The sequence below is a fragment of the Variovorax sp. 54 genome (assembly GCF_002754375.1).
In the GTDB taxonomy this organism is placed as follows: domain Bacteria; phylum Pseudomonadota; class Gammaproteobacteria; order Burkholderiales; family Burkholderiaceae_C; genus Variovorax.
In genome coordinates this window covers 842,777-857,161 of record NZ_PEFF01000001.1, presented here as the reverse complement: position 1 = coordinate 857,161, position 14,385 = coordinate 842,777, and the positions used below count along the sequence as shown (strand labels likewise).

General features: G+C 69.2%; 3 protein-coding genes. All 3 read left to right on the top strand.

Features of this window, described 5'->3' with window-relative positions; all coding sequences use genetic code 11:
* Window positions 1-979 precede the first annotated feature (979 nt).
* The 3 genes from CLU95_RS30520 (at window position 980) to CLU95_RS03750 (ending at window position 14,372) form a co-directional block, all read left to right on the top strand.
* Complete coding sequence (locus CLU95_RS30520; RefSeq protein ID WP_180288530.1) at window positions 980-2,335, top strand: DUF4347 domain-containing protein; 1,356 nt, start codon at window positions 980-982, stop codon at window positions 2,333-2,335.
* A 26-nt stretch (window positions 2,336-2,361) separates the two neighbouring features.
* On the top strand, window positions 2,362-12,411 hold the full coding sequence (locus CLU95_RS03755; protein ID WP_143605940.1) for a VCBS domain-containing protein: 10,050 nt from the start codon (window positions 2,362-2,364) through the stop codon (window positions 12,409-12,411).
* Window positions 12,412-12,476: 65 nt separating this feature from the next.
* Window positions 12,477-14,372 carry a TolC family protein gene (locus CLU95_RS03750; protein WP_180288529.1) on the top strand — a complete coding sequence of 632 codons (1,896 nt, stop codon included), beginning with the start codon at window positions 12,477-12,479 and terminating at the stop codon, window positions 14,370-14,372.
* The last annotated feature ends 13 nt before the right edge of the window (window positions 14,373-14,385 follow it).

The following is a 14,385-nucleotide window of genomic DNA, read 5'->3' as shown; positions in this document are numbered from 1 at the left end:
CGTGTCCCGCGGCGCGCGCACAGCACGCCGGGAACGCAAATATCAAGGCCATTTCAGTATCGCCGTGTTGCTGGGGCTTGGCCGTGACTGGAACGTGGTCAGTTGGGTTGCAGCGACGCAAATGGCACAAAAATCGTCTCTTATTGTTAATTCTTGCCGGGCTGTGAGGGCTGCGCCGCGCAGGTCCGCGGCCGTTGCGCGAGGTCGACACGTCCGGGTCGTGCGCACCGAGCCGCGATTCAATGAAATTCAATTGATCATTTGGTAGTACATCGAACCGAAGCCGGATCTGGGGCGGCGACAGCCGGGCGCACGCACTGCCGGTCGCACTGTTGGCATCACGGCATCCCCGACTATTGCAATGAACTTCTCGCGGGGATGAGCAGCAGTTTTTTCGATTGGATTTGCATGTACTGAAAAATAATTACACGCATTGGAAGATGACCGGTATTTGAGTATTCATATACCGCGCGCCAATTGAGTTGGGCGCCTGGCGCTTCTCGCTTCATTGAATTGAATTCAAGCGTTTTGATCGACGATGTTTACATTTCAATGGGCCTCTTCATCCATTGCCGACATCTCGTCGGCCTGAAAAGTCAACGATCGAAAGTCGCTCGCGATTCAAGGTGTGCATTACCCGTTGGCCACGGTTTTGTCAGGGTGGTAGCCGAATGTCACGGAAATCCGTAGGTGAATGACCCGTCATCTGGGTAACAATTGTTTTCAGTAAATGGCCAAAACACCGATTGAACGTTGCTTTGTGTGCAAAGGCATTGATTTAGCAGTGTTTGCGTTGGTAAACGGTGGACACAATTGAGCATTTGTCGTCACACTTCGGCGCATGTCCAGGCCCCAATCGCCCCAATTCCTCCGCCCTCGTTCCCATCGATTTGCGCTGGAAAGCCGGCAGCTTTTTGATGGGGCCGCCTTTGTAGAAGCCGCTGCGGCAGCCCCGCCGGACGCGCCGCAGGGCCAGCATGTGGATGCGCCGCATGCCGCGGATGCGGCGGCGCCCATCACCGTGCCGCATGGCCGCGAAAGCATGGCCGAAGCGGCCCGCGCGCCGGCCGAAGCGGACGCGCGATCGGGCCCGGCCGCGGCGAGCGAGGTCTACGTGGTCGACAAGAATGTTGCCAATTGGCAGCAGCTCGCCGCCTCGGTGCCGCAGGGCGCCGAGCTGATCCTGCTGGACACAGGCTCGTCGGGCGTCGAGCAGCTGCGCCAGGCGCTCGAAGGGCGCACGGGCATCACGGCGCTGCACATCCTGAGCCACGGCACCGCCGGCGAGATCACGCTGGGCAACGAGACCCTGGGCGTCGCCAGCCTGGCGCAGTCGGCCGGCGCCTGGCAGGCGATCGGCGCGAGCCTGGACGTGAACGGCGACATCCTGCTGTACGGCTGCGACGTGGGCGCCGACGGGCAGCAGTTCGCACAGGCCCTGAGCCGCGCGACCGGTGCCGACGTTGCGGCGTCGAGCGATGCCACCGGCGCGGCGTCGCGCCAGGGCGACTGGTCGCTCGAGGTTGCGACCGGGCTCATCGAGTCGCGTGTCTTCGCCGCCCCCGGCTACGACGGCCTGCTGGCCGCGCCCACCGTGTCCACCACGGCCACGGGCATCACGGTCAGCGAACCCAGCACGCTCAATGCGGCGGGCGCCGACCGCGCGACGCTCAGCGGCTGGACGTTCACGGACGACGGTGCCGGCAACGTCACGGTCGACGTCACCGTCGAGAACCCCGCGCTGGGCTCGCTGTCCAGCGCCAGCATGGCGGGCGTCACCACCGTGCCCGGCGGCTATCGCTTTGTCGGCAGCGTGGCCGACGCCAACGCCTGGATCAACCAGCTGGTGTTCGCCGCCGCCGACACCGAGCTGGGCAACACCGCCGTGAGCACGCGCATCCTGGTGTCGATCACCGACTCGGAAACGCCGGCGCTCACCGCCAACCGCGCGCTCGACGTGAGCATCACGCCGTCGAACGACCCGACCACGCTGGCCGATGCGGCCCAGTCGGTCAACGAGGGCGGCAGCACCACGCTGACCACCACGACCCTCAACGCCATCGACCCCGAGGTCGCGATCGGCTCGCAGGACGCGAGCCAGATCATCTACGGCATCGCGACCAACACCGCCCACGGCTACCTCACGCTCAACGGCGAGCGCATCGGCGTGGGCTCGGTGTTCACGCAGGCCGACGTGATCGCGGGCCGCGTCGTGTACGTGCACACGGCCACCGGCGCCGACCAGAACCTGAGCGACAGCTTCGTCATCGTGGTCAACGACGGCGCGACGGCGCGACGCCGCTCGCGGGCTCCGACCACGCGACCATCACGCTGAACGTCACGCCGCTGAACCAGCCGCCGGTGCTCTCGGGCGGGGGCAGCGTGTTCGAAGGGCAGCCGCCCAACGCCATCGACACCAGCGGCAACCCGAGCTCGGTCGTGGGCAACTTCATCGTGGCCGACGGCGGCGGCGACGATGCCAGCGCCGACCTCACGGTGCAGCTCACGAGCCTGCCGACCGACGGCACGCTGTACTTCACGGGCACGGTGCTCATCGGCGGCGTGGCGCAGACGGTGACCAACCGCGCCATCACGCAGGCCGACATCGACGCCGGCTTCGTGTTCGACTACGACGACCGCGGCGGCCTCACCTACGGCAACAACGGCCAGCGCGACAACAACGGACAGAGCTACCCGTTCACCGACGGCTTCGGCGTCACGGTGCGCGACGCGGGCGGCGGCACCGGCACGCCGTCGTCGACCTCGGGCACCATCGGCATCACCGTGCGCCCGGCCAACGACGACCCGGTGCTCGACCCCGGCAGCACGCTCGAAGCCACCGTGGACCCGGCGGGCGGCTACACCGTGACGCTCACGCCCGGCATGCTCGGCGCCACCGACGTCGACTCGAGCGACGACAACCTGACCTTCGCCGTCACCTCGATGACCGGCCTGAACCAGGGCTACCTGCTGCTCGACGGAAAGATCCTGCCGCCGGGCGGCACCTTCACCATGGAGGACGTGCGCACCGGCCGCGTGCAGTACGTGCAGGTGCAGGGCGCATCGGCGGGCGACACCGACAGCTTCAGCTTCCAGGTCGTCGACAACACGCTCGGCCCGACCTGGGACGCGAACGGCAACACCGTGATCCGCGAGGGCGCCGACCGCAACCCCGACGGCACGCTGAAGACCTACGACTTCACGATCAACCTGGTCGAAACCCCGGCGGGCAACGGCAATCCGCTGCAGACCATCAACGGCAACGTCGTCACCTCGGGCTCCAACCACGCGGGCACGGACCAGAACGGCGCCACGCGAGGCACGTTGAGCGAGGGCGGCTCGGTCGTGCTGAGCGGCACCAACTCCGACTTCAGCACCCAGCCGGGCCTGAGCTATGTGGTCGACGGCGTGCCGCCGTCGCAGGTGATCTACACGGTCACCGAGTACACCGGCACCACGGGGCCTGAGCGCAACGGCGTGCTGCAACGCTTCAACGGCGCGGCCTGGGTCGACATCGACACCTTCGAGTCCTTCACCCAGGAAGACCTGAACGCCGGGCGCATCCGCTTCCAGCACAACGGCGATGTGGAGGACTTCGAGTCGGCGGTGTCGCTCTCGGTGACGGCAGGTGTTGCCGTCGGCGGCGTGCGCAACGTCTGGAACACCAGCTTCGCGTTCTTCATCACGCCCATCAACGACGTGCCCGTGGCCACCGGTTCGTCGAACACCGTCATCCGCGAGGGCGAGACCGCCTACCTCACCACCGGCCAGATCCGTGTGTCCGACGCGGACGACGCCACCAGCGAGAGCTACCTCGAAGGCTCGGACACGCTGCTCAACGGCGACCCGAACTACGCCTTCAACAACGGTGCCGCGCTGCAGTTCGAGTTCGACAGCCTGCCCACCGGCGGCACGCTCCAGTACCGGGACGGCAACGGCGTCTGGCAGGTGGTGACCGTGGGCATGCGCATCGACGCGTCGCTCATCACCGGCAGCGCCGGCACCACGGGCCTGCGCTTCGTGAGCGACGGCTCCGAGGTGCGCGTCACGAGTTTCAATGTGCACGCCGTGGACCGCTGGGGCGCCGCGTCGAACCAGGTCACGGTCGGCATCGAGATCACCAACGTCAACGACGCGCCGATGATCGCGACCGATCCGACGCAGCCCGACCCGCCCGGCGGCACCACCGCCAACAACCCGCTGACGGTGACCGAAGGCGGCCGAGGCCAGATCACGCCGGGCATGCTCACGGCCTTCGACCCCGACAGCACGCTCACGCAGCTGCAGTACACGATCACCTCCGTCACCACGCACGGGCGCATCATGTACTCGACCGACGGCGTCAACTTCGTGGCGCTGGGCGTGGGCTCGTCGTTCACGCAGGCCGACGTGAACGCCGGCCACATCTACTACACCAACTCGGGCGACGAGTCCGATGGCGCCACCTATCCCGGCCCGCCGAGCGACCGCTTCACTTTCACGCTGAGCGACGGCGACAAAGAGCAGACCGGCGGCGAGTTCTGGATCTACGTCACGCCGCTGAACGACGCGCCCGTGGTCACCGCGCCCGCGGGCCCGATCGATATCGACAGCGCGAACCCGGCGAACAACCCCGTGCCCGGCTTCAGCGTCGACGACATCAACATCGATGTGCTGCTGCCGGTCGAGGTCGACTTCCTGCAGGTCACGGTGCGGCTCACCGACGCCAACGGCAACCCGCTGTCGGCGGCCGACTATGCGGACGTGAGCATCGGCTCGACCTCGATGGGCGGCGTGACCGTCGACGCCGACAAGAACGGCAACGGCGACTTCCTCACCTTGCGCGGCACGCGCGCCCAGGTGAACGCCGCGCTGGCCGGCCTCACGCTCACCTTCGCCACCGACAAGGACCAGGCCTATCGCCTGCAGGTCATCGTCGACGACCGGGTGCGCGACACCGCCACCGGCGTGCTGCAGCCCGGTGCCAACGGCGGCCCGGAGAACGAGCCGACCACGCCGGGCGGGCCGAACATCCCGGTTCCGACGACGGAGTACGACTGGTACACCGACACCGTGCCCACCACCGGAGACATCAAGGGCAACATCGCCGCCGCCTCGGTGCTGGTGCGCGCGTCGAGCGTGAACGATCCGGGCGTGCTGGTCGTGCCACCGGTGCACACGGTCTACGAAGACCAGCCCACCTACATCGGCGCGGGCTTCATCGTGTCCGACGCCGAGTCGGCCGCGTTCGACACGCCCATCACGCTCACGCTGTCGGTGCCCGCGGGCCACGGCACGCTGGGCATCGGCGGCACGGGCTCGCAGGGCACCTACACGCTGCCCGGCGGCGGCATCGTGACCATCACCGGTGACAACACGGGCACGCTGGTGCTCACCGGTCGCGCCAGCGACATCCAGGAACTGATCACCAGCGGGGCCGCCACGGGCCTGACGTTCACGAGTGCGCTCAACGTCAACCACGACCTCAACGACACCCCCGTCGTCACCCCGGGCGACGTGACGCTCACCGTGTCCTTCGACGACACCGGCTCGCAGATCGGCGGCGACACCGGCGGGGGCAGCGTGTCGGCCAATCCGCCCGACGTGACGATGGCGATCACGATCACGGCGGTCAACGATGCGCCGACGGCCGGGCTCACGCCGGGCACCAACCCGAACACGCCGCTGTTCCTGACGGGCGGCGACACGCCCACGCCCGTGCCGGGCTTCGTCGTGAGCGACCTCGACATCCGCACAGGCGCGGCCGGCGACGGCGGCGGCGTTGCGGCCGGGGAAACCGACTTCCTGCAGGTCACGGTGCGCATCACCAATGCCGCCGGGACCCCGCTGGACGTGTCCATCTACGGCGGCAGCATCGTCATCACCTCGAGCAACGCGGGCAGCGCGGGCGCGATCATCGACAGCAGCTACGACGGCGCCGGCCGCGCGCTCGTCATCCGCGGCACGCACGCGCAGGTCCAGGCCTACCTGGACGGGCTGCAGGTGGCCCTGGGCGGCGGCCTGGGCAACACGGACCAGGCCTTGCGTGTCGAGGTGATCGTGGACGACCGCCTGCGCGACAACGCCGGCGTGCTGCTGGGGGGCGCCAACGGCGGCAACAACAACAACGCGGGCGGCGGCACCACGGCGCCGCCCACGACGAACGTCGATCCCTACGAGCCGATCCTGGCCGGGCTGACGGCCAACGTGGCGTCGGCCTACCGCACGCTGTTCCCCTCGTCGATCAACGACCCGGCCCACATCGGCGTCACCAGCCCGCCGGTGAACGAGGGCAGCGGCACGGTCACGCTGGGCGGCATCACGGTCACCGACCAGGATGCGGCCACCGGCGACGTGCTGACGGCGACGGTCTCGGTGCCCAACGGTTTCATCATCAGCGGCGTGGGCGGCAGCGGCGGCACGGTCAGCGCGCTCACGCCCACCAGCACGACAGTCACCATCACCGGCACGCTGGCGCAGATCAACAGCCGCATCAACGCCATTTCGGTCGCGCTGCCCGACGCGCCCGGCGCCGCATTGCCCAGCGACTGGAACGGCACCTTCACCGTGACCGTGGTCGTGAACGACCAGGGCCACACCGGCGACCGTCCGGGCGTGCTGGCGCCCGGCGACAACAACACGACCGGCACCTTCGACTACGAGAACGGCGTCGACAACCGCCTGGTCACCACGCGCACCTTCGTCTTCACGGTGGCGCCGGTCAACGACGCACCGGTGGTGGTAGGCGGCACCACCGAGGCCTTGCCGGACGTCACCGAGGACGTGGGCACCAACGCGGCCGGCAGCACGGTGGGCAGCCTGTTCGGCAGCCAGTTCGACGACGCCGCCGACCTGATCGACAACAGCGGCATCGGCGCCACGCCGGGCAGCACGTCCGACAACTTCTTCGGTGTCGCGATCACCGGCCACACGCCCGACCCCGCGCAGGGCGTCTGGCAGTACTCGCTGGACAGCGGCGTCAGCTGGACTCCCGTCGGCGCGCGCACCGACGGCACGGCCCTGGTGCTGGCCGCGGATGCGCAGTTGCGCTTCGTGCCGGCCGCGAACTTCCACGGCACGCCCACCACGCTGACCGTGCGGCTGGTCGAGACCGACACCAACAACGACAGCGCCACCGCCGATCCCACGTCGGGCTCGACGGTCAATGTGGCCGGCGCCAACAACGGCGGCACCACCATCTACAGCGCCGGCACCATCGTGCTGAGCACCACGGTCATCAATGTGAACGACCGGCCGACCGCGACCGACGTCACGGCGCCCACCGGCACCGAGGACGTGTCGGGCAGCGGCGTGCGCGTCGACACGCTCTTCACCGGCAGCTACGGCGACACGACGGACGACCAGACGTCCATCGACGGCGGCGGCAATGCATCGACGTCGTTCGGCGGCCTGGCCATCGTGGGCAACAACGCCAACGCCTCGCAAGGCGCGTGGCAATACAGCCTGGACGGCAGCACCTGGGTGGACGTGCCCGCCAGCCCGTCGGACGGCAACGCCTTGCTGCTGCCGCCCGACGCGCAGCTGCGCTTCGTGCCGGCGGCCAACTTCAACGGTGTGCCGGGCGGCCTGGTCGTGCGTGTGTCCGATGCGCCGGTGGCTGCAGGCAGCGGCGACATCAGCGCGACCGTCGGCGATCACCGCAGCCAGTGGTCGGTGCTGCACAACGTGTCGATCACCATCGATCCGCGCAACGACGCGCCCGTCATCACGGGCACGACCGGCGCGACGGCCGTGGAGAACAACCAGACCGGCACCGGCGTGAGCATTCCGCCGGTGGCGCTGGTCACCGGCAGCACCGTCGGCGACCTCGACCTGGCCACCACGCCCGGCCTGGCCGCCGGCGTGTTCGGCGCGGGCTCGCTGACGCTGAGCCTGGACGGCTACCAGCCGGGCGACCAGCTGTTTGTCAACGGCACGCCGCCCGCGGGCGTCACCGTCTCGGGCGGCAACGGGGCGCCGTTGGTGGTGCAGTTCGACGCCGACACCACCGTGGCCCAGGTGCAGGCGGTGATCGACATGCTGTCGTACCGCAGCAGCAGCGACAACCCGACGGCCTTTGGCACCGACAACGAGCGCGTGTACACCATCGTGCTCAACGACGGCAACAACGTGCAGCCCGGCGGCAACGCGGGCGGGCCGGCGCTGAACAGCAACGTGCTCACCGGCACGCTGAACATCACGGCCGTGAACGACCCGCCGAAGGCGTTGGACGACACGCACAGCATCGACGAAGACACGGTCTCGGTCGGCAGCAACGTCATCACCGGGCGCGTTCCGGGCGAGGCCGACTCCGACCCCGACAACACCACCGCACAGCTGACCGTCACCCACATCCGCACCGGCCCCGAGCTCGGCGCCGGGACGGACGGCACGCTGGGCAGTGCGCTCACCGGCACCTACGGCCGCATCGTGCTGAACGCCGACGGCAGCTACACCTACACGCTGGACAACACCGACCCGCGCGTGCAGGCGCTGATCGCCGGCGAAACGCTCACCGACCTCTTCACCTACGCCATTTCCGACGGCGCGGGCGGCACCGACATTGCGCAGATCACCATCACGATCCGCGGCGCCAGCAACGACGTGCCGGGCATCACGGTGACCGACGCCAACGGCGGCGCGACGGGCCAGGTGACGGTGCACGAGTCGGGCCTGACGAGCGTGGGCGACACGAGCGAGACGACGGGCGCGAGCTTCAACGTCACGGCGGCGGACGGCGTGGCGAGCATCAACGTCGGCGGCACGGTGGTGACGCTGGCGCAATTGCAGGCGCTGACGCCGGGCGCATCGATCACGATCGTCACGCCCGACGGCGTGATCGTGCTGACGGGCTTCGCGGCCGACCCCGAGCCCACGCCCGGCGTCGTGACCGGCGGCACCGTCAGCTACACCTACACGCTGACCTCGGCGCAGAACCACAGCGGCGGCGAAGTGACCGAAGCCGTGGCGCTGAGCGTGACCGACCGCGACGGTGATGTGGCCAACGGCACGCTCACGGTGCTGATCATCAACGACGTGCCGACGGCGAACGTCGACACCAACACCGTCACCGAAGACGGTGCGCCGAACACGGCGACAGGCAACGTGAAGACCAACGACCGCGACGGCGCGGACACGGCCGTGCCGGTGACGGGCGTGAACTTCGGTGCCACCGTCGGAACGGTCGGCAACGCGCTGGGCATGGCATACGGCAGCATCGTGCTCAACGCCGATGGCAGCTACACGTACACGCTGAACAACAACGACCCGCGGGTCAATGCGCTGAAAGACGGCGAGACGCTCACGGACACGGTGAGCTACACCATCACCGACGCGGACGGCGACACCTCCACCACGACGCTGACCATCACGATCAACGGCCATTCCGACGCGAACCCCCAGATCGTGCCCGTGGACGGCAACGGCGCGGCCACGGGCCAGACCGAGGTCTACGAGCGCGGCCTGGTCGACGGCCCCAACGGCCCCGACGCGCGCGAGAACGGCAGCGGCGTGGTCACGGTGTCGGCGGCCGATGGACTGCAGACCGTCACGGTGGGCGGTCGCACGCTCACGCTGACGGAGCTGGCCAACCTGGGCACGACACCCATCGTCATCACGACGCCGCTGGGCACGCTGACACTGACGGGCTTCACGGCCACCACCTCGGTGGGCGGCGTGCCGACGGCGGGCAATCTGGCCTACACCTTCACGCTGCGCGCCCAGGTGTCGCAGCCGAATGCGACCGAGAGCACGGAAGCGATCGCACTGCAGGTGACCGACGCCGGTGGCGACACGGCCACGGGCACGCTCACGGTGCGCATCGTGGACGACGTGCCGCAGGCGACCGACGACGGCGCGAGCATCACGGAAGACGCCACGCCGAACACGGTGACGGGCAATGTGACGACCAACGACACGGTCGGCGCGGACGACCTCAACGTCGCACCGGTGACGGGCGTGAGCTTCGGCGGCGCGGCCGGCACGGTGGGCACGTCGATCACGACGACCTACGGTTCGATCGTGCTGAACGCCGACGGCAGCTACACCTACACGCTGAACAACGCCGACGCGCGCGTGCAGGCGCTGTCGGTCGGCGAGACGCTGACCGAGCAGGTGCAGTACACGATCACCGATGCCGACGGCGACACCAGCACCGCCACGCTGACGATCACCATCCACGGCCGCCTGGACGGCGACCCGGCCATCGGCGCGGTGGACGGCAATGGCGCGGCCACGGGGCAGGCGGAGGTGCATGAGCGCGGGCTGGTCGACGGCGTCGGCGGCCCCGACACCCGCGAGACCACCACCGGGACCATCGTGCTGTCGGCGAGCGATGGCCTGAGCACCGTCACGGTGGGCGGCCGCACGCTCACGCTGACCGAGCTGGCGAACCTGGGCACGGCGCCGATCACCATCGACACGCCGCGCGGCACGCTCGTGCTGACCGGCTTCACGCCCACCGCGTCGGTGGGCGGCGTGCCGACGACGGGCGAGCTGGCCTACACCTACACGCTGGACGCGCAGGTGGCGCAGCCGAACGCGACCGAGAGCACGGAAGACATCGCGCTGATGGTGACCGACGCCGGCGGCGACACGGCCTCGGGCACGCTCACCGTGCGCATCGTGGACGACGTGCCCGAGGCGGCGAACGACGCCAACGCCATCACCGAGGACGGCGCGCCGAACACGGTGTCGGGCGACGTGAAGGCCAACGACATTGTCGGTGCCGACGATGCCAACGGCGTGCCGGTGACGGGCGTGAGCTTCGGCGGCGTGGCCGGCACAGTGGGTGCGTCGATCACCACCACCTACGGCCGCATCGTGCTGAACGCCGACGGCACCTACACCTACACGCTGAACAACGGCGATCCGCGCGTGCAGGCGCTGATCGTGGGTGACACGCTCACGGAGGTGGTGAGCTACACGCTCACCGACAACGACGGCGACACCAGCACGGCCACGCTGACGATCACCATCCACGGCGCCAACGACGGCGTGACGCTGGTGATCGGCGACAACAACGGCCCCGACACCGCAGGGCAGGCCACGGTGTACGAGCGCGGCCTGAACGACCCGGCCGATGCGAGCGAGACCGTCTCGGGCAGCTTCTTCGTTACTTCACCCGACGGCCTGGGCAGCATCGCGGTGCACGGCACCACGCTCACGCCGGCGCAGCTTGCTGCGCTGGGCACGAGCCCGGTCACCATCGCCACCGACCGCGGGCGCATCACGCTCACCGGCTTCGATGCGGCCACGGGCACCGTGCGCTACACCTACGTGCTGGGCGCCGCGCAGAACCATGCGGGCGGGCAGGTCACCGACGACATCGCGCTGCAGGTGACCGACCGTGACGGCGACACCGTGCAGGGCACACTGCGCGTGCTGGTGATCGACGACGTGCCCACGGCGCGCGACGACGCCACCTCGATCGGCACCACGCGCCCGGGCGCCACGGCCACGGGCAACGTGTTCGGCGGCGACGGCATGGGGGCGAACGACGTGGCCGACCGCCTGGGTGCCGACGGCACGCCGACGCCGGTCACGGGTGTTTCTTTCGAGGGCGTGGCCGGCACCATCGGCGGCTCGACGGCAGGGCGCTACGGCAACCTGCGCCTGAACGCCGACGGCAGCTACAGCTACTCGGTGAACGCCAGCAACGTGCGCGTGGCCTCGCTGGGCGACGGCCAGACGCTGACCGAGGTGTTCGACTACGTCATCACCGACGCCGACGGCAGCACCAGCACGGCGAAGCTGGTCGTCACGATCAACGGCACCTCGCAGCACCGGCCGCTCACCGGCGACCAGGTGTTCCCCGCGGACTTCGGCGACACCAGCCGCCGCCTCGACCAGTCGATGACGCCGGCGCTGTTCGTGCAGGTGGCGGTGCAGGAGTCGCAGCGCCTGAGCCAGACGCTGTCGGGCGCGATTGCCGCGCGCGCGCTGGGCGGCGACCGCATCTTCGGCGAAGACCGTCCCACCGACCTGTGGGGCGAGCCTCAGGGCGTGGACTATGCCGACCATGTGAGCCGCGACGGCGTGGCCTTCTCGCTGCGCATGATCCGCGACGTGGAGCAGACGCTGGCGCTGCGCGGCGTCACGCCCGGCAAGCTGGGCGACAGCGTGAGCCCGCTGTTCGGAGATTTCGGCAGCTTCTCCGTGCCGCAACAGCAAGCGCCGCAGGAGGCGCCGCCGCGCGACGGCGGGCGCATCGTGGTGCCGCGTGCCGACGCGGCGCATCCGTCCACCGAGGCTGCGCATGCCGAGGCGGTGCCTGCGGCCGGCAAGGCCGTGCCGGTGGGGCCCGCCACCGACGCACCGGCGCGTTCCTTCTCCAGCCGCGTGGCTGCGGCCGCCGCCGAGCGCGGTGCCGTGCGCGACGTGCTGCGGCATCCGCAGCGCGCCGAGCCCACCGTACGCGTGCCCACGAGTTGATGACCGACGCCAGAACTTTCCCGGAACCTCCGACCCCTTCATATCCAGCGAGCACCAGGACCGATATGCAACACCCACAAGAATCGACGTTCCGTTCCCCCCTGTCATGGACCGCCGCCGCGGCCGCGCTCATGCTGGCCGGTTGCAGCATGACGCCGGTGCAGCTCACGCGCGACGAGATCGTGGTTCGCGTGCGCAACGACCAGAAGCAGCTCTACAAGGACCAGTCGGCAGTCGCCACGCCGATGACCTATTCGGAGGTGCTGGCGCGTGCGCTCAAGTACAACGCCGACTACCGCCTCAAGCTCATGGAGTCGGCGCTGGCGCGCGGCCTGCTCGACGTGTCGGCGGCCGACATGCTGCCCAAGCTGGTGGCCGACGCCGGCTACAACGACCGCAGCAACGACTCGGGCGGCACCAGCATCGGCATCGAAGACCGCGTGGTGAGCCTGCGGCCCTCGACCTCGGAGCAGCGCTCGCATTACTACGGCCGTGCCACGCTGTCGTGGAACGCGCTCGATTTCGGCATCAGCTACTTCCGCGCCAAGCAGGCGGCCGACGAGGTGAACATCTCGGAAGAGCGCCGCCGCAAGATCCTGCAGAACATCGCACAGGACGTGCGCAGCGCCTACTGGCGCGCCATCGGTGCGCAGCAGCTCATCGGCGATGCCGACCGGCTGGCTGTGCGCATCGACGACGCATTGAAGAAGTCGCGCGAGGCCGAGCGCGCCGGCGTGCTGCCGCCCGCGCAGGGCCTGGCCTACCAGCGCGCGCTGCTCGATGCGATGTCGCTGGTGAATGCCAAACGCCAGGAGATGCAGTTCGCCAAGCGCGAGCTGGCCGCGCTGATGAGCCTGCCGCCGGGTGTCGACTTCACGCTGGTCGAAGGGCCGCAGGACGGCCGCGCACCGGTCACGCTGGACATCGACAAGCTGGAACTCGCCGCGCTGGAAAACCGCGCCGAGCTGCGCGAGGAAGACTACAAGGCGCGCATCGGCATCGCCGAGACCAAGAAGCAGATCGCCTCGCTGTTCCCCAGCCTGAACCTGTACGCCGGGGCGCGCTACGACTCCAACTCTTTTCTCTACAACAGCAACTGGAGCGACGCGGGCGTGAGCCTGTCGATGGACCTGTTCCGGCTGGCGGCCATTCCGGCCATCAACCGCACCAACGACGCCCGCAAGAAGACCGACGAAGCGCGCCGCCTGGCGCTGACCATGGCGGTGATCACGCAGGTGCGCGTATCGGCCGAGCGCTACAAGCTGGCGGTGGTCGACCAGGAGCTGGCGGCCGAGTCGAGCCGTGTCGACCAGCGCATGTCGAGCGTGGCGCGCGCCGGCGCCAGCAACCAGCTCGAGAGCGAACTCGAGGCGCTGCGCGTCGATTCGCGCGCGCTGGTGTCGCGCTTCCAGCTCGCCACCGCCTATGCCGCCACGCAGACCTCGTATGGGCGGGTGCTCAACTCGGTCGGCGTCGACCTGATGCCGGCCTCCGTGGCCAGCACCGACATCAAGACCGTCGCCAAGGCCATCGAGCAGAGCATGGCCGAGGGCGAGAAGGCGGTGTTCCTCGAAGCGGCGCTGATCCAGACCCGCAACCGGCCCGTGACCGTGCGCGTGCGCGACCTGCCCTCGGGCGTGAGCGAAGCGGCGGTGCGCAGCGCGGTCGAGCGCATCGTCACGCGCAACGAGCTGGTGTCATCGGGCGCGGCCGACGCGCTGGTGCTCACGCTGGCCTTCCAGCGCAACGTGCCGCAGACGCGCGGCACCACGCGCGCCCAGTGGCGGCTCACGCTGGCCGAGCCGGGCGGGCGCGAACTGCTGTCGCAGAACTACGCCAGCTACGTGCCGGCCGTGACGACGGAAAGCGCGATGAGCGCCTTCGCCGAGGCGGCGACGCTGTCGGTGATCTCGGACGTGCGCCGCCTCGCGCGCACGAGCGCCACGGTGACGCAGAAGTGAAAGTGAACGGGTC

Coding starts and splice junctions, on each gene's coding strand:
- CLU95_RS03750 (WP_180288529.1), top strand. CDS start 12,477: ATGCAACACCCACAAGAATCGACGTTCCGTTCCCCCCTGTCATGGACC.